The organism is Pseudomonas poae RE*1-1-14 (assembly GCF_000336465.1).
Lineage (GTDB): Bacteria > Pseudomonadota > Gammaproteobacteria > Pseudomonadales > Pseudomonadaceae > Aquipseudomonas > Aquipseudomonas poae.
On the sequence record NC_020209.1, the window covers coordinates 2,628,569 to 2,645,595 of the forward strand.

Annotated in this window: 14 protein-coding genes; 7 read left to right on the forward strand and 7 right to left on the reverse strand. The window is 63.6% G+C overall.

Annotation, left to right across the window (positions count from 1 at the left end):
- Positions 1 to 20: 20 nt before the first annotated feature.
- Complete coding sequence (locus H045_RS11265; RefSeq protein ID WP_015372417.1) at positions 21 to 1,385, reverse strand: MFS transporter; 1,365 nt, start codon at positions 1,383 to 1,385, stop codon at positions 21 to 23.
- Between the two features lie 247 nt (positions 1,386 to 1,632).
- On the opposite strand from H045_RS11265, the gene H045_RS11270 reads away from it, so the two are divergent.
- Entirely contained in the window at positions 1,633 to 3,249 is a 1,617-nt protein-coding gene (locus H045_RS11270) for an NADP-dependent glyceraldehyde-3-phosphate dehydrogenase (RefSeq protein ID WP_015372418.1), read from the forward strand.
- Positions 3,250 to 3,373: 124 nt separating this feature from the next.
- Positions 3,374 to 4,435, forward strand: coding sequence for an FUSC family protein (locus tag H045_RS11275; protein ID WP_003232053.1), 1,062 nt, complete (start codon positions 3,374 to 3,376; stop codon positions 4,433 to 4,435).
- Positions 4,436 to 4,677: 242 nt separating this feature from the next.
- On the opposite strand, the gene H045_RS11280 is transcribed toward H045_RS11275, so the two are convergent.
- Positions 4,678 to 5,430: a TetR/AcrR family transcriptional regulator gene (locus tag H045_RS11280; RefSeq protein ID WP_015372419.1), complete on the reverse strand. Its 753-nt coding sequence runs from the start codon at positions 5,428 to 5,430 to the stop codon at positions 4,678 to 4,680.
- A 364-nt stretch (positions 5,431 to 5,794) separates the two neighbouring features.
- On the opposite strand from H045_RS11280, the gene H045_RS11285 reads away from it, so the two are divergent.
- Genes H045_RS11285 through H045_RS11300 form a run of 4 tightly spaced genes read left to right on the forward strand, consistent with a single transcriptional unit; the run spans position 5,795 to position 10,403 of the window.
- On the forward strand, positions 5,795 to 6,499 hold the full coding sequence (locus H045_RS11285; RefSeq protein ID WP_003232048.1) for an ABC transporter ATP-binding protein: 705 nt from the start codon (positions 5,795 to 5,797) through the stop codon (positions 6,497 to 6,499).
- A complete protein-coding gene (locus H045_RS11290; protein ID WP_015372420.1) occupies positions 6,496 to 7,695 on the forward strand; it encodes an ABC transporter permease in 1,200 nt (399 codons plus the stop codon). Before H045_RS11285 ends, H045_RS11290 begins: the two co-directional genes overlap by 4 nt.
- A complete protein-coding gene (locus tag H045_RS11295) occupies positions 7,688 to 9,166 on the forward strand; it encodes a TolC family protein (RefSeq protein WP_015372421.1) in 1,479 nt (492 codons plus the stop codon). The genes H045_RS11290 and H045_RS11295 overlap by 8 nt, the downstream gene beginning before the upstream one ends.
- On the forward strand, positions 9,156 to 10,403 hold the full coding sequence (locus H045_RS11300) for an efflux RND transporter periplasmic adaptor subunit (RefSeq protein WP_015372422.1): 1,248 nt from the start codon (positions 9,156 to 9,158) through the stop codon (positions 10,401 to 10,403). Before H045_RS11295 ends, H045_RS11300 begins: the two co-directional genes overlap by 11 nt.
- A gap of 250 nt (positions 10,404 to 10,653) precedes the next feature.
- Here H045_RS11300 and H045_RS11305 read toward each other — a convergent pair whose 3' ends face one another.
- From H045_RS11305 to H045_RS11325, 5 genes are all read right to left on the reverse strand, one after another.
- A complete protein-coding gene (locus H045_RS11305; protein WP_015372423.1) occupies positions 10,654 to 12,048 on the reverse strand; it encodes an FAD/NAD(P)-binding protein in 1,395 nt (464 codons plus the stop codon).
- 134 nt (positions 12,049 to 12,182) lie between these two features.
- Positions 12,183 to 13,580, reverse strand: a complete 1,398-nt coding sequence (locus tag H045_RS11310; RefSeq protein WP_015372424.1) for an LLM class flavin-dependent oxidoreductase — start codon at positions 13,578 to 13,580, stop codon at positions 12,183 to 12,185.
- Positions 13,580 to 13,906: a hypothetical protein gene (locus H045_RS11315; protein WP_003232039.1), complete on the reverse strand. Its 327-nt coding sequence runs from the start codon at positions 13,904 to 13,906 to the stop codon at positions 13,580 to 13,582. The genes H045_RS11310 and H045_RS11315 overlap by 1 nt, the downstream gene beginning before the upstream one ends.
- 13 nt (positions 13,907 to 13,919) lie before the next feature.
- Positions 13,920 to 15,116, reverse strand: a complete 1,197-nt coding sequence (locus H045_RS11320) for an SfnB family sulfur acquisition oxidoreductase (protein WP_015372425.1) — start codon at positions 15,114 to 15,116, stop codon at positions 13,920 to 13,922.
- Between the two features lie 154 nt (positions 15,117 to 15,270).
- The gene (locus H045_RS11325) at positions 15,271 to 15,834 is read right to left on the reverse strand and encodes a helix-turn-helix domain-containing protein (protein WP_003232036.1); all 564 of its coding nucleotides are present in this window, start codon (positions 15,832 to 15,834) and stop codon (positions 15,271 to 15,273) included.
- Between the two features lie 92 nt (positions 15,835 to 15,926).
- Between H045_RS11325 and H045_RS11330 the strand changes: the two genes are divergently transcribed.
- The gene (locus H045_RS11330) at positions 15,927 to 16,850 is read left to right on the forward strand and encodes a DMT family transporter (protein ID WP_015372426.1); all 924 of its coding nucleotides are present in this window, start codon (positions 15,927 to 15,929) and stop codon (positions 16,848 to 16,850) included.
- The last annotated feature ends 177 nt before the right edge of the window (positions 16,851 to 17,027 follow it).

Consider the following 17,027-nt stretch of genomic DNA (forward strand, 5'->3'; position numbering starts at 1 on the left):
GCGCCTTGTGGCGAGCAGGGTCAGACCCGCTGTTTATAAGGCAACAAACGCAGCCCGCTGGCCACACTGCCCACCAGCGCGAACGCACATCCCAGCCACAGCGCGTAGTGCGGGCCACTGTTCACGGACAAGTGAAAACACAGCGCCACCAACGAGGCGCCCAGTGTCTGCCCCAGCAACCGCGAAATCGCCACAATGCCGCTGGCCCCGCCACTGCGGGCCAGGGGTGCACTGGTCATCAGGGCCTTGAGATTGGGCGACTGGAAAAACCCGAAGCCGGCGCCGCACAACGCCATGCGCCAGCCGATATCAAATGCCGAGGCCTCATTGCCCAGGGTCGCCAGCGCGCCCATGCCGAGGCTGAGCATCAGCAGGCCGATGCCGCACAGCAGGCCCAGGGACACCCGATCCGCCAGACGCCCCGCCACCAGCGCCATCACCGCCACCACCGCCGGCCAGGGGGTCATCAGAAAGCCGGTCTCCACCTGGCTATGGCCCAACGCCGCCTGCAACAGAAACGGCAGCGACACGAACGCCAGGCCCTGGGCGCTGAACGCGCAAATAGCCGTGAGCGAAGACAAGGCAAATACCGGGCGCTTGAACAGGTCCACCGCCAGCATCGGCGCCGGGTGTCCGGCCTCGCGACGCAGCAGCAGCGCACCGCACACTGCCGCGAGCGCCACCAGCCCCAGGGTCAATGCGCCCTGCGCGCCATGCACGGCGGCGCCCAGGCCCAGCACCAGCAACGCGAACACACCGGCACACAGCAACGCGGCCAGACGATCGAAGGCGTGCCCGCTGATCGGCAACCTGGGCAGCGAGCGCAACCCCAGGCCCAGGGCCAACAGCCCCAACGGCACATTGATCAGGTACAGCCAGTGCCAACTGGCCACCGAGAGAATCGCCGACGCCGCCGTCGGCCCCAGCGTAAATGCCAGCCCTACCACCAACGAGTTATAGCCCAGGCCTCGCCCGAGCATCTTCGAGGGGTAGATGTGCCGCAACAACGCGGTATTGACGCTCATCAACGCCGCCGCACCCAATCCCTGGGCCACGCGCGCAGCGGTAAGCGTCAACAGCGAACCGGCCAGACCGCACAGCAACGACGAGACGATAAACAGCAGTAACCCGCCCAGGTAGACGCGGCGATGCCCCAGCACATCGCTCAACGACGCAAACGGCAGCACCGTCGCGATAATCGCCAGTTGGTAAGCGTTGACCACCCAGATCACCGAGGCCGAATCGGTGCCGATGCCTTCGGCCAGGGTCGGCAACGCCGTGTTGACGATGGCCGTGTCCAGCGTCGCCATGCCAATGCCCAGGGACAGCGCGATAACGGCCGGCAGGCGCTTATTGAGGGGTAGCCCATCGGCAACAGAAGACATGAAACGCTCCGCGCGGGTGACAAGGGGCGTGTAGATTACGGGCAGCGCAGATTTTTTTCAGGCGACAATCGGCTGGCTATCAAAATATTCATCCTGGGGCGAGCAAGGCTCAGTTAAACGCAGACTCCCTGTGGGAGCAGTAGTGCGACGATTGGACTTGTCCGGCAAAGCTGCGCAGCCCTTGCCATTGAGCCGCTGGATAGGTGACTCTCTCGTCATGTTTGGCCACTATTTCAGGGGTAGCGACATGACCACCAGCAACCTGCTCGCCCAGCTGTTTCCCACCGCCTCCACCGATATTCCCGAACCCTTTCGCCTGGCCGCGCCGATTGAACAACGTGATTACCTGGTCGATGGCCGACTGCAGGTATGGAACGGCCCGCTGGCCCGCGTGCAAAGCCCGGTGCAGTTGGGTGATGAACGCGTGCATATCGGCAGCACGCCGTTGCTGGATGCCGACACCGCCCTCACCGCCCTCGACGCCGCCGTGCGCGCCTACGACCGTGGCCAGGGCGAGTGGCCGACGATGCGCGTGGCCGACCGTATTCAGCATGTCGAAGCGTTCCTGCGGCGCATGCGCGAGCAGCGCGACGCGGTGGTCAAGCTGCTGATGTGGGAGATCGGCAAGAACCTCAAGGACTCGCAGAAAGAGTTCGACCGCACCTGCGACTACATCACCGACACCATCAACGCCCTCAAGGAACTCGACCGTCGCTCCAGCCGCTTCGAGCTGGAACAGGACACCCTCGGCCAGATCCGCCGCGTGCCGCTGGGTGTGGCGTTGTGCATGGGGCCTTACAACTACCCCCTGAACGAAACCTTCACCACGTTGATCCCGGCGCTGATCATGGGCAATACCGTGGTGTTCAAGCCGGCCAAGCTCGGCGTGCTGCTGATTCGTCCGTTGCTGGAGGCGTTTCGCGACAGTTTCCCGGCCGGGGTGATCAACGTGATCTACGGCAGCGGCCGCGAAACCGTGAGCGCGCTGATGGCCAGCGGCAAGATCGATATCTTTGCGTTTATCGGCACCAACAAGGCCGCCAGCGATTTGAAGAAACTGCACCCCAAGCCGCACCGCCTGCGCGCAGCCCTGGGCCTGGATGCGAAAAATCCCGGCATCGTGCTGCCCGAGGTCGACCTGGACAATGCCGTCAGCGAAGCACTTACCGGCGCCCTTTCGTTCAACGGCCAGCGCTGCACGGCGCTGAAAATCCTGTTTGTGCATGAAGCGGTGGTCGACAGCTTCATCGAAAAATTCAACGCCCGACTGGCCACGCTCAAGCCTGGCATGCCCTGGGAAGACGGCGTGTCGCTGACGCCCCTGCCGGAAGTGGGCAAGGTGGACTATCTCAACGCGCTGGTGGCCGATGCCGCGCTGCACGGCGCCAAGGTGGTGAACCCGAACGGCGGCGAGAGTCGCGGCTCCTTTTTCTACCCGGCCGTTTTGTACCCGGTGAACCCGCAGATGCGCGTCTACCACGAGGAGCAGTTCGGCCCGGTGGTGCCGATCGTGCCCTACCGTGACCTGGACAAGGTGATCGACTACGTGCTCGATTCCGACTTCGGCCAGCAATTGAGCCTGTTCGGCACCAACGCTGTGGAAGTGGGGCGACTGGTAGACGTTTTTGCCAATCAGGTCGGCCGTATCAACATCAACGCCCAGTGCCAGCGCGGGCCGGACACCTTCCCGTTCAACGGGCGCAAGAACTCGGCCGAGGGCACGCTGTCTGTGCATGACGCCCTGCGCGTGTTCTCGATTCGCACCCTGGTGGCAACGAAGTTCCAGGAAAGCAACAAAGCGTTGGTCAGCGATATTCTGCGTAATCGCGATTCAAGCTTTCTGACCACCGATTACATCTTCTGACGAATACAGGCGCGGGCTTGCCTCCCGGATCTGTCTGCAAGGCAACGGTGAGGCTATCGCAGGCAAGCCAGCTCCCACACCTGGGTCACCTTTTGTCCTGATTACCGAGGTCTCGTTACTCCCGATGAATCTACCCCTGTTTGCCCGGCGCCTTTTGCGCCCGTTGCTGGACCCCTACCGCCGCTATCGCCACGCCAAGCTGATCCACGCCGTGCGGGTGTCCATCGGCTTGCTGGCGACAATCCTGCTCACCACTGGCCTTCACCTGCCTCACGGTGAATGGGCTTCGGTGACCATGCTGATCGTGATCGGCGGCTTGCAGCACCACGGCAACATCGGCAAAAAAGCGGTGGAACGCGCCTACGGCACCTTGATCGGCGCCAGTGTCGGCTTGCTGCTGGTGGTGCAGCAGGCCTATTTCGGCCTGCCGCTGTTGACCTACCTGCTGATGTCAGTGGTGTGCGGGTTCTTTTCCTATCACGCCATCGGCAAGGGCGGTTACATCGCGCTGCTGTCGGCGATCACTGTGTTTATCGTAGCCGGCCACGGTGACAACCCGATCTCGGACGGTTTATGGCGCACCGTGGACATCCTCATCGGCATCGTGCTGGCGCTGGCATTTTCCTTCGCCCTGCCGCTCTACGCGGTGTACTCCTGGCGCTACAACCTGGCCAGTGCGTTGCGCGACTGCGCAGCGATCTACAGCCGGATTATCGGCGGCCAGTCGGTGACCGACGATGAACACCTCAAGCTGCTCAACCGCTTGAACGCAGCGATGGTGCAACTGCGTTCGCTGATGCCGTCGGTGTCCAAGGAAGTGCGCATTTCCCTGACCGAACTGGACGCCATTCAACGGCATCTGCGCATGTGCATCAGCACCCTGGAGATTCTCGGCAATACCCGGCCAGACCCGCGCGATGAGCAGGCGACGGCACGCATGCAAGTGATGTTGAAAGCCGAGCACCGGCAGATTCGCGTGCAACTGGTGGGCATGGCGCGGGCGTTGAAGTCCGGGTTTACCGAACGGCTGGACCGGCCCGCTGCGCATGCAGTCGCAGAAAGCGGGCTGCAAGCGCCGGTGCACAGTGCGCTGGATGGCTATCGGTTATTAACGTTGCAACTGGCGCAGAACGTGGATGGGATGCGTCAGCGGTTGGCGAGGACGTCGAATCACTGGAGGATTTGAGGGATCGAAAAAGAGCAGCCTGTCGCTGAGTGCAGCAGTTGGAACTGACGGTGGTGACGAGTACAGCGCCCTGAGCAGCCTGAAATCGCAGATTAAAGGGAATCGACTATAAAACGCTTTTTCTTACATTTTTTTCACGATTTATTCACACCCCGAACCGTACTGTGAAGCCTCATCCGTTACAAATGCTGCACATTAAGAACCCGCCGCCCCAGCGGGTTTTTTTTGCCTGTAATTCAAGCTCAGCGCGCCGCCTTGGTTACCGGCGCTGCCGCTTCTTCCCGAATGGCGCGCTGGGTATCCAGCACTTTAGCCAGCGCAGTTTGCGCCTCAGGGCTTTGCTGCGGCACGCGGATAGCAGCCGACACCAGGGTAATCAGCTTGGCCATCACCTCGGCGTCGGTGGCCGGGCGACCGAGACTCATGGAGTTCATCAGCAAGCGCAGTTCGGTGCCGGCCATCACCCCGGAAATCGCCTTGAGGGCAAATTGCAGGCGCACGCCCAGCTCGTTACGCGGCAGGTCCGGCAGCGCCAGGGCGAAGGCTTCGAAGAAGCGCTGGAACACCGGCTGGTAATGCACCTTGAGGTATTCCTGGATAAACGGCGACGTGTCGCTATACACGCGGCCGAGGAAACGGATGAACGAGCGACCTTCCCCGCTACCCGGGTCGCTGCGCTCCAGCCCCATGGCCGGGGCAAACAGCACGCCAAGCAAGGTATCGCAATCGAGCGGCCCCTCGGACTCGGCCTCACAGCGCGCGAGCAATTCCAGGCGCTGCTCGTTGAGCGGCTCCAGGCGCTGCATCAGCAGGGTCTTCATCAGGGAATCCTTGTCCCCGAAGTGGTAATTCACGGCGGCCAGGTTCACCTGGGCACGCTCGGTTATCTGCCGTAACAAAACAGCGTCGTACCCGTACTTAATGAAGAGCGCCTCTGTCGCATCCAGCAATCGAGTCTTGGTAATGTTTGGCGTGCTGATTTTCTTGGCGACCATAAGGGTTCCACGGCGGAAATATTGTTTTAAAAAATAATTTGATTTTTTATACCGGGGCTGCTCTTTGAAAGCAAGTACCGAGAGGGCGCCATACGACCGAAAGCCTCGCCGGGCGGGCTTCTACACGGTAGTTGAAGGCGTGTTCGGCGATAGCGCCCAGTTGTCGGATAAATCGTTGCCAAGCGTAAAACCGCTCTACCCCACTGGCTGGCGAAGCGCCTGGAACGCGGTTACTATTCAAACAATATTTTAAAAACAAGAAACAAATCAGTCAGCGATGCAATCCGCACCGCCCCGCGATCTTGTTACAAACATTTTCCGGGCAGCGCTGGCGGTGTCGAAAGGACTGCAAGGCGTAGGCACGATGACAGAGCACTTCGCGCAACCTCCATTGATCGCCCTGCAAGGTATCGGCAAGCGCTACCAACTCGCCGGGCAAGCCCTGTCGATTCTCGATGACGTGTGCCTGTCCATCACGCGCGGCGACAGCTGCGGCATCCTCGGCGCCTCCGGCTCCGGCAAAAGTACCCTGCTCAATATTCTCGGCCTGCTGGATTTGCCCAACTGCGGCCAGTATCAATTTGCTGGCCACGATATCTTCAGCGCCACGCCGGATGAACTGGCCGCGATCCGCAACCAGCAGATCGGCTTCGTGTTCCAGAGTTTCAACCTGCTGCCACGTCTTAGCGCCCTGGACAACGTTGCCCTGCCCCTGAGTTATCGCGGCGTGTCGCGCCATGAATCGGTGGCCCAGGCGCTGCGCATGCTCGACCAGGTCGGGCTGGCCGAGCGCGCGCACCATCACCCTGCCGACCTCTCCGGCGGCCAGCGCCAGCGGGTTGCCATTGCACGGGCGCTGGTGGGCAACCCCTCGGTGATCCTGGCCGACGAACCCACCGGCAATCTCGACAGCAACACCGCCCAGGACATCATGGACCTGCTGCTGACGCTCAACCGCGAGCAGCAGGTGACGCTGATCATCGTCACCCACGATGCGCAGATCGCCGAGCGCCTGCAGCGCAAGATCCTGGTGCGCAACGGCGTGGTGAGCGAGGCCGGTGGCCTATGAGCCTGCGCGTTGAACAGAGCCTGAGCCAACTGCTGCATGAAGCCTTCGTCAGCCTGCGCACCCTGGGCAAACGCTCGGTCCTCGCGTTGCTGGGCATTGTGATCGGCAGTTCGTCGGTGGTGGCGCTGATCAATATCGGCCACAACGCGGCGGTGGATGCCGCGATGATTTTCAAGGACATGGGCACCGACACCCTGATCGCCCAATTTCCGGCCAAACGCAGCGGTAACCTGAGCATGCGCGCCCACCTCGACCTGGACGCCGTGCGCAGCGCCGTCCCTGGCATCGCGCATATCGGCGCGCTCAGCCTGTTCAGCGGCCCCATCGTGTTCCATGGACGCACCGCGAATGCCAACCTGGTCGGCACCACACCGGCTATTCACGAGGCCATGCGCCTGGTGCTGCGCGAAGGACGCTTCCTGTCACCCTTCGACGCCAATGAAACCTACGCGGTGATCGGTGACCAGGTGGCCCAGGTCCTCGGCGCACCGGGCGACCCGCTCAGACTGGGCGACCGTGTGCGCATCCACGATTACCTGTTTCTGATCGTGGGCATCCTGCACAACCAGCCCCGGGCGATGCTGATGCCGGTGCAGGCCAACGAGTCGCTGTTCATCCCCGCCGAGGGCATGCGCCGCATCTACGCCAACCCGCAGATCGGCAATGTGATCATCCGCGCAGCGCCCGGGCAGGACATGGAACGCATCGCGCGCCAAACCGCCGTTGCGCTGCAACGTCAGCTGACCGACCACAGCGTCGACATTACCGTGCCCCAGCAGATGATCGACGGCATGACCCGTCAGAGCCGCACCTTCGCCTATCTGCTGCTGGCCCTGGGCGCGATTTCACTGGTGGGCGGCGGCGTCGGGGTGATGAACGTGATGTTGATGAACGTCTCGCAGCGGCGTCGCGAGATCGGCATTCGCATGGCGCTGGGCGCGCGTCAGCGCGATATCCGCAACCTGTTCCTGATCGAAGCGGTCACCCTCACCGCCGTCGGCGCCCTGTGCGGCGCCGTGCTGGGCATGACCGCGGCGTGGCTCTATGCGTGGCTGTCGGGCTGGGTGTTTTCACTGGCGGCGGCGGCGTTGCCCCTGGGGGTTGGCAGCACGCTGCTGGTGGGCTTGTTCTTTGGTATTTACCCGGCGGTCTCGGCCTCCCGCTTACAGCCGGTGGAGGCCTTGCGCGATGAGTAAATGGCTGTGGCTGCTGGCGCTGATCAGCCTGCCCGGTGTGGCGGCGCAGGTAGTGATCAAGCCGTCGGCACCAAGCACCACCCGCAGCGGCTACGACCGAGGTGTGTCGCTGAGTGCCCAGGCCACCAGCCTGACCCTGGGCGACGCCGTGTACCTGGGCCTGCGCAACAACCCGGCGATTCGCAGCGCCTACCTGCAGCGGGTGGCACAGAAATTCGACCTGCGGGTGGCCGAAGACGTGTTCAAGCCCAAGCTCACCCTTAACAGCTATTACCGTGGCACCCGCGGCTCCCAGGACAGCGCGCGCAACGCCAACCTAACACCGTCCACCAGCCTGCTCGGCGAATACGGCACACGCCTGAGCATGGCCTGGACCCAGCAACTGAACAGCGCCGACCGCGCCGGACGTTACCGCAGCGACGGTCTGGACCTAGCCGTCATCCAGCCCCTGGCACGCGGCGCCGGCTGGGACGCCACCACCGCGCCGCTGCGCCTGTCGCGCCTGTCCGAACAGGCCAACCGCCTGAACCTCAAGGCCACCGTGGCGGGCACCATCAGCCAGATCATCGCCACCTACCGCGAACTGCTGCGCGCCCAGGAGCAACAGTTGATCGTGCAGGAGGCCCTCAAACGCTCCAACACGTTGCTGGAGGTGAACAAAGCGCTGATCAGCGCCGGGCGCATGGCCGAGTTTGAAATCGTGCAGACCGAAGCCGATATCGCCACCCAGCAACTGGGCGTCGAAGAAGCGCAGAACCAGCTCGACAGCAGCCGCCTGGCATTGCTGCGCCTGCTCGCGCTGGACCTGTCAACGCCGATTCGCGCCAGCGAAGCGCTGGAGGCCAGGCCCATGGAGATCGACAAGCGTCAGGCCTTCAACCTCGCGCAAACCCAGCAACCGGAATACCTTGCCGCCCTGCTCGGCAGCCAGCAGGCCGACCTCAACCTGGTAATCGCCAAGGACTCCGGGCGCTGGCAAGTGGACCTGGTGGCCGGCGCGAACCAGGTACGTGATGCCTATGACAATGACAACGGGCGCAGCAACAACCGCAGCTGGGACAGCTATGCCGGCGTGCAGGTGCAGATCCCCATCGGCGACATCAGCACGCGCCAGGCCGAAGTGCGCGCGCGGGTGAATGTGGAAGATCAGGAGATCCGCATCACCGACGCCCGCCAGGAGCTGGAACGCTCGGTCAACGATGTGGTGCGCGACCTGGGCACCCGCTGGCGCCAATATGAAATCTCGCGGCGCGCGGTGGAGCTGTCGCGGCGCAAGATTGAGATCGAGCGCGACAAACTCAGCGCCGGGCGCTCCACCAACTTCCAGGTGCTGAGTTTCGAGACCGACCTGCGCAACGCCGAGAACGCGCAGCTCAATGCGTTGATCGCTTACCTCAACGCCCAGACCCAGCTCGACCTGACGCTGGGCATGACCCTGGAAAGCTGGGAAATCGCCCTCAATGACTACTAATCAGAAACGCCTGCTGGGCGCTGTGTTGATCATGCTGGTGGCCGCTGCTGGCCTGACCCTGCGCAGCCCGGCGCAAACGCCGAGCAGTGCCGGCGAGCAATGGCTGGCGGTGACACCCGACCAGTTGGTGCACCAGATCGGCCTGGTGGGCAAGATCGAGCCCGACACTACCGTCACCCTCACGGCGCCGTTCGACGGCAATGTGCAGGCCAACCTGGTGGAGCAAGGCCAGCGCGTCGAAGCCGGCCAGGTGCTGTTGCGCATGGACCCTGCCACGCTGGAGGTGCAACTGCGCGACGCCCTCTCCGCCCAGCTCAAGGCGCGGCGCAGCGTGCAGGACATGCAGGATTGGGACAGCAGCGCCAATGTAAGTCGCGCCCGCCGCAGCCTGCGCACCGCCGAAATGACCGCCGACGCGACCCGGCGCAGACTCGGCGAAAGCGAAGACCTGTTCAAGCGCGGCATCATCCCGCGCAACGAACTGGACGACCTCAAGCAGCAGGCCCGGCAGCAACAACTGGACCTGGCGGCGGCGCGCGCCGAACTGCAACAGGCCCAGGATCAGGGCCGTGGCGAATACCGGCAGATCGCCGATATGGAGCTGACCAACGCCACGGTGAAGTACGAGGCGCTGCAGCAATTGCTGGCAGGCAAGGAGGTCAAGGCGCCGTTCTCCGGCATCGTGGTGCCCGCGCCCGGCAATAATTCGGCGCAAGCGGGCGGCAACACCAATGCCCCGGTGCAGTCCGGCAGCAAGGTCAGCCAGGGCCAGGTGCTCTTCGGGCTGGCCAACATCGAGCGGCTGAAAATCGTCGCCAAGGTCTCCGAGCTGGACATCAACCAGTTGCACCAGGGCCAGGCGGTGGAGGTCTTGGGCGATGGCTTCGATGGCGAACGGCTGAGCGGGACGGTGAGTGTGGTCAGCGGCTTGGCGATTGCCAGTGATGGCCAGGGCAGCGCGCAATTTCCGGTGACCCTGGCGATCCCCACGCTTACCCCGCAGCAGTTGCAGCGGGTGCGCCTGGGCATGAGCGCGCGCCTGACCATCGTGACCTACAACAATGCGCAGGCAATGGTGGTGCCAGGCCAGGCGATCGGGGCGGATATGACCGTGGAATATCGCGCGGCGATGGATCAGCCGGTGGAGCGGGTGAAAGTGACCACCGGGCAATCGACGCCGCAGGGCGTGGAGGTGTTCGGCCTCAAGCCGGGCTTCGTGAAAATCCCGAGATCTTGAAGTATTGACTGCACATGAGCCATTTCAGACAACCCCCCATCCCTGTGGCGAGCGGGCTGTTGTGGCGAGCAGGCTTGTCCTGCGTTGGGCTGCGCAGCAGCCCCAAACCAGGCGATGAGCCGTATCAGGTACTCCGCGTTCTGCTGGATTGGGGGCGCTTCGCACCCCAACGCGGGGCAAGCCCGCTCGCCACAATAAGCCGGCTTGCCACAGTGAGCCCGCTCGCCACAAAAAGCCCGCTCGCCCACCCTTAGATCGTTGTCAATTTGAGGGCCAAGGCCTTGGCCTGGAGCACCACGTCGGTCACCGCCGTGCTTTCCCACCACATCCCGCGTAGCGGCGGGCCCATGGCGAACAGGTGCCCACTGACCCGCCCCTGGGCATCGAGCACCGCACCGCTTGCATCCGCCGCGATGCCCAACGCCAGCGGCCCGGGCTGGATCAGCCCGCGCTTGAGCAACTGTTGCGGCAGCGGTCGGGCCACGCGGCGCCAGTCGTATTCGATGCCGCTGGAGTTGATCAGCGCGGCGCCGCTCACCTGGGTAACGCCCTGCTCGCCGCGAAAACGCAGACGTATGCTCACGCCACCGTCCGCAGGCGCCAGGCCCTTGAACGATGCCGCTCGGATGCGCAATCGCCCCTGGGCCTGCAACCGCGCCACCAGCTCGGCACTCAACGGCGGCGCACGGTGATGGTGGCTTTCCCACCACGGCCGCACATGCCGCACGAACTGACGCTTTTCGTACTCGCTGGCCTGGCTCCACAACCGGCCGATGTGCGCGCGCACGGTGTCCAGCGGCGCTTGCCAATCGATGCCCTGCGCCAGCGCAATGCGGCACTGGCGACGCAGTTCGCGCAGTAATTGCCGGGGGCTGCGCAGCGCCGGGTTGGCGCCGAGAAAGTCCTCCCAGGCCGGCGGCTGCCGGCGCACATGGGGCAGCAAGCCATGGCGTGAAAACACCTCGATGGGCCCACGATGCCCGGCCTGCTCAAGAGACACCACGGCGTCGACCATGGTCAGACCGGAACCGATGATCAGCACGCTGGCCTGCGGGTCGATCCGCGTCATCGCCTGCACATCCCAAGGGTCCACCGCCGCAGCGTTCACGCCGCAGGAGTCGGTCTGTGGCGTGCGCGCCGCCGGGAACATGCCGGTGGCCAGTACGGCATGGGCACCGCGCAGTTGCTCACCGTTATCCAGGGTCAGCAGTACCGTGCCCGCCTCGACCTGCAGGTCGACCGCTTCGGCGCGCACATGCTCGACGGTGGAGGTGGACAGCGCGCGGGCCTCGGCCAGGCGCTGCTGCACATACACGCCGAACAGCCCGCGTGGCGGGAACAATTCACTGACGGGTACGTGCTGCTGATCGGACTCCGGCCAGCCACCGGCCGCGATATGGTCGGTGAGCCACTGGGTCAGGTCATCGGCATTGTCCGGGTCGACGCTCATGCGCGCCGCGTTACCGTTTAGCGTGTGGCCCAGCTCGATCGCGCTGTAAGCCTCGCCGCGCCCCAGCTCGGCGCGCGGCTCGATCACCAGGATCCGGCGCCTGCCGGGCAGGCGCAGCAGTTGCACGGCCAGCATTGTGCCGCTCAGGCCGCCGCCGATGATCAGCACATCAGCGTTGCGGATGGATTCAGTCATGCGGGTCAGCCCTTACTGTTTTCCCGGGTAAATAACGCGCAGGTCCGCCCCGCGCCAGCTGTTCAGCGCTGCCATTCAAGGCAACGCGCCCAGTATCCAGCACGTCACCGTGGGACGCCTAGCTGAATACAGCGCTATCGCTCATTCAACCGACGTTGTGGCGCGGCAGACAGGTCGCGATAACCGGCGCCGGGGTGGCTGGATTCCAGGCGGGCGCCGTCGCCGAACAGCTTTTCGCGCAAGGTTCCCTGGGCGTAATCGGTCTTGTACACGCCGCGCTTCTGCAGTTCGGGCACCAGCAGGTCCACCGCGTCGATGAAGGTTTCGTGGGTCAGCGCATAGGCCAGGTTGAAGCCGTCCACGTCGGTCTCCTCCACCCACTCCTGCAGCAGGTCAGCGACGGTTTGCGGGCCACCGACGAACAGCGGACCGAACCCGCCGATGCCGACCCAATCGGCCAGTTCAGTGGGCGTCCAGACCTTGTTCGGGTCGGCCGTGGAAAACGCTTCCACCGCCGACTGGATGGCGTTGGTGTGCACATGCTTGAGCGGTTCATCCGGCTGGAAACGGCTGAAATCGATGCCGGTCCAGCCGGAAATCAGCGCCATGGCGCCTTCGTAGCTGACATAGGATTTGTAGTCGTCGAACTTGGCTTTGGCCTTGGCATCGGTCTCGCCGACGATCACCGTCTGCAGGTTGAAGATCAGGATTTTCCTCGGATCGCGTCCGGCCTCTTCGGCGCGGCGGCGAATATCAACGACGGTTTTTTTCAGCAGCACTTTGGACGGTGCGGCGACGAATACGCACTCGGCCTGCTCGGCGGCGAACTGTTTGCCACGGCTCGAAGCACCGGCCTGGTACAGCACCGGCGTGCGCTGCGGCGACGGCTCGCACAGGTGAATCCCAGGCACCTGAAAGTGTCTGCCCACATGGCCAATCTCGTGAATCTTGCTCGGGTCGCTGAAAATCCGCCGCTCACGGTCACGCAGCACCGCGCCCTCCTCCCAACTGCCTTCCCAGAGTTTGTAGCAGACCTCAAGGTATTCCTCGGCGTAGTCATAGCGCGCGTCATGTTCGGTCTGGGCGTTCTGGCCGAGGTTCCTGGCACCGCTCTCCAGGTAGGACGTGACAATGTTCCAGCCGATTCGGCCTTTGGTCAGGTGGTCCAGCGTGGACAGCCGGCGGGCGAACGGATACGGGTGCTCGAACGACAATGACGCGGTCAGGCCAAAGCCCAGGTGCTCAGTGACCAGCGCCATCGGTGCGATCAGCGACAAGGGATCATTGACCGGCACCTGGGTCGCCTGGCGAATCGCCGCGTCGCCCGTGCCGTTGTACACGTCATAGATGCCCAGCACGTCGGCGATGAACAGGCCGTCGAACTTGCCGCGCTCAAGGATTTTCGCCAGGTCCGTCCAGTATTCCAGGTCCTTGTACTGCCACGAACGATCACGCGGATGGGCCCACAGGCCGGGGGACTGGTGGCCGACGCAGTTCATGTCGAAAGCGTTCAAGCGGATTTCACGGGCCATCAAAGCACTCCGTTGAGGTGATAGTTGCCGACGGTCCGGTATTTGTGGCGCAACGGGTCGTCCAGGCTCGACGGCAGCGCAGTGCGTTGGCCGGTCAGTTCGAATTCGGCGTTGCTTACGGCAATCAGGGCTTCGGCGGCGGCGATATGCGCCTCGGTGAGCGCCACTGGGCTGGGGTGGGTGTCCACGCGTTCGAGCAGCGCTGCGGCCAGATCGACGCGGATCTGCAGGTCGCCGAAGCGGCTGATCACATAGGGGTCGTCACTGTGGGCGACGAAGCGTCGGGTCGTTTCCAGCAACTGGCGGGCTTGGTTCAGGGCGGTCATGGGCAGGGGTTCCTCAGTTCCAGGCGTGGCGCGCAGGTTTTACGCCGTTGAGCACGTAATTGCCGATCAGGTGGTATTTCCAGCGGGCCGGGTCGTGCAGGGTGTGGGTGCGCGCGTTGCGCCAGAAGCGGTCGAGGTTGTATTTGCCGGTCACCGAACGGGTGCCGGCCAGTTCGAACAGCTTGCTGCTGGCGAGCAACGCGGTTTCAGCCGACAGGACCTTGGCCTGGGCCACGATCAGCGACGCGTTGGCGACCGTGTCTTCGTTGGGTTCGGCGAGTGCCAGGTCGATCGCGCGGCCGGCCCTGGCGAGAATGGCCTCGGTGCCGTGCACGCGCCATTGCAGGTCACCGATGCCGGCGATGGTGAAAGGGTCCTGCCAGCCGTGGTCCTGCTGGCTGTCGATCCACGGGCGGGCCTGGCGCGCGTGCAGTTTGGCCTGTTCCAGCGCGCCGACGGCAATGCCGGTGTCGACGGCGGCCTGGATGATCTGTGAGATGGGGCCATGGGCGGTGGGCCGGTCGAAGGCCTCATGTGCCGCAATCACGGCGCTCAGCGGCACGGTCACCCCGTCGAGGGTCACGCCGCCGCTGGCAGTGGTGCGCTGGCCGAAGCCGTCCCAGTTGTCGATCACGCTCAAGCCCGGCGCATCGCGCTCAAGCAGGGCGATAAACGCCTGGCCGTGTTCGTTGTTGCCGACGGTGGGCACGATATGAGCAAACAGCGCACCGGTGCAGTAGAACTTTTCGCCGTCGATCTGCGCGGTGTCGCCATGGAAGCGAATCTGCGTGTCGAAGGTGCCGGCGTTCCTGCTTTTGGCTTCGGAGAACGCGTTGCCGAAACGGTAGCCCGCGAGGACTTTTTCGAAGTAATGGTGCTTTTGAGATTCGCTGGCGGTTTGCTGCAGGATATCCACGATGCCCAGGTGATTCTGCGGGATCTGGCCCAAGGATGGGTCGGCGGCGGAGATCAGTTTGATCACCTCGGCCACCGTCACATAGGACACGCCTGCGCCGCCGTAGGCCTTGGGTACCGTGATGCCCCACAGGCCGCTGGCGGAAAACTCGTCGAGTTCGGCCACTGGCAGGCGACGCTCACGGTCGCGCGCGCTGGCCTCGACGGCAAAACGCGTGGCCAGGCGAGTGGCGACCTCGATGGCTTCGGCGTCCGAGCGGATAAGGTGGGCAGGATATTGAGGGTGGGCTGACATGGGCCGACTCCAGGCTCCGATAGGTTATCGGAGTGATTGCAGGAGTCGTGCCTGAATCTAATCACCAGTAAAATCAGGAGCTTGCCGCGAGATTAGGGAATTTTGACAGGGCTCAAACCAGCAAAGTGTCCAGCCACTGTTGCCGCACCAACAGTCAGATCACAACGTTGCGCACAAACCGCAAGGCCACCTCGCCATCATTGCGGTAGCCTTGCACCTCGCGGCTGGCGAACATGTAGAACTCTCCGGCGGCGACACGCTTTTCGTTATCGCCCACCAGCAAAGTGAGGCAGCCTTCGAACACGAACAGTTGCACGCTCCAGCCGTCCGGGTCGAGACCGGGGTTGTAGTGATCACCCGGCGCCAGGTGCATCTCCCACAGTTCGACTTCGCGGCGCGCGGTGGCCTTGGCCAGCAACATGGCTTTACTGCCGGGAATCTCGCCGGCCCAGACCAACTCGTTGATGCGGCTGTGATCGGGTGCATCCGGCGCCTGGATCAGGTCGCTGAAGGCCACGTCCAACGCTTCGGCCACACGGTCGAGGGTGGACAGGCTGACGTTTTTCTCGCCGGCCTCGATGGCCACCAGCATGCGTCGGCTGACCCCGGATTTTTCCGAAAGCGCCGTCTGGCTCAGGTCGGCGGCATGACGCAGGCGGCGCACGTTCTGGCTGACGTGCTGCAGGACCGAGGCCCGGTGGGGATTTTCTTTGTGCACTATATTGCTCATTGGGTGGGTGTGCGCAGTATACTGCCCAGCGTGCGGCGCATTGTGCGGTCCGTGCCCTTCCCTTGCAAGACCGAGCCGCCATGACCCCCTCGAACTCCCCGTCGCGCTTCAACCGTTTCAGCAAAGCCGAATGCATCCTGGTGGTTATCACCATGATCTGGGGCGGCACCTTTTTGCTGGTGCAGCACGCCATGGCGGTCAGCGGGCCGATGTTCTTCGTGGGGCTGCGCTTTGCCGCCGCCGCCATTGTGGTGGGTTTCTTTTCCGTGCGGACCTTGCGCGACCTGACCCTGTTCGAACTGAAGGCCGGTGTATTCATTGGCGTGGCAATCATGTTCGGCTACGGTTTGCAGACCATCGGCCTGCAGACCATTCTCAGCAGCCAGTCGGCGTTCATCACCGCTCTGTATGTGCCCTTCGTACCGTTGCTGCAATGGCTGGTGCTGGGCCGGCGCCCGGGGTTGATGCCGAGCATTGGCATCATGCTGGCGTTTGCCGGTTTGATGCTGTTGACCGGACCGGCGGGCGCTTCGCTGAATTTCAGCGCGGGGGAAATCGCCACGTTGATCGGGGCAGTCGCGATTGCCGCCGAAATCATCCTCATCAGCGCCTTCGCCGGGCAGGTGGATGTGCGCCGGGTGACCGTGGTGCAACTGGCCACCGCGTCGTTGCTGTCGTTCCTCATGGTGGTGCCGATGGGCGAAGCCCTGCCAGGGTTCTCGTGGTTGCTGTTGTTCAGCGCGGTGGGCCTGGGCCTGACCAGTGCGGTGATCCAGGTGGCGATGAACTGGGCGCAACAGAGCGTTTCGCCGACACGGGCCACGCTGATCTACGCCGGTGAGCCGGTGTGGGCAGGCGTGGTCGGGCGCCTTGCCGGGGAGCGCTTCCCGCCGATTGCAATACTGGGGGCGGTACTGATTGTGGTGGCAGTGGTTGTGAGCGAGATGAAGAGGGACAGCTCGAAGGCTGTCGCTGATGAAGGTGTTGGAGAGACTGAGCGTTAGAGCGGCAAGCGGCAAGAAATATGCGCTCTGCCCATCAGGACGCCTCCTACACTGAAAAGCAGGAACGGTCCAAATCCTCTTGCAGCTTGTAACTGTTTGTCCTTGTTCCTGTAGGATCCTGCCACACCTTGCTGTTTGGTGATCGCCAAAGCGGCACGTATGATGCATCCCAAACTC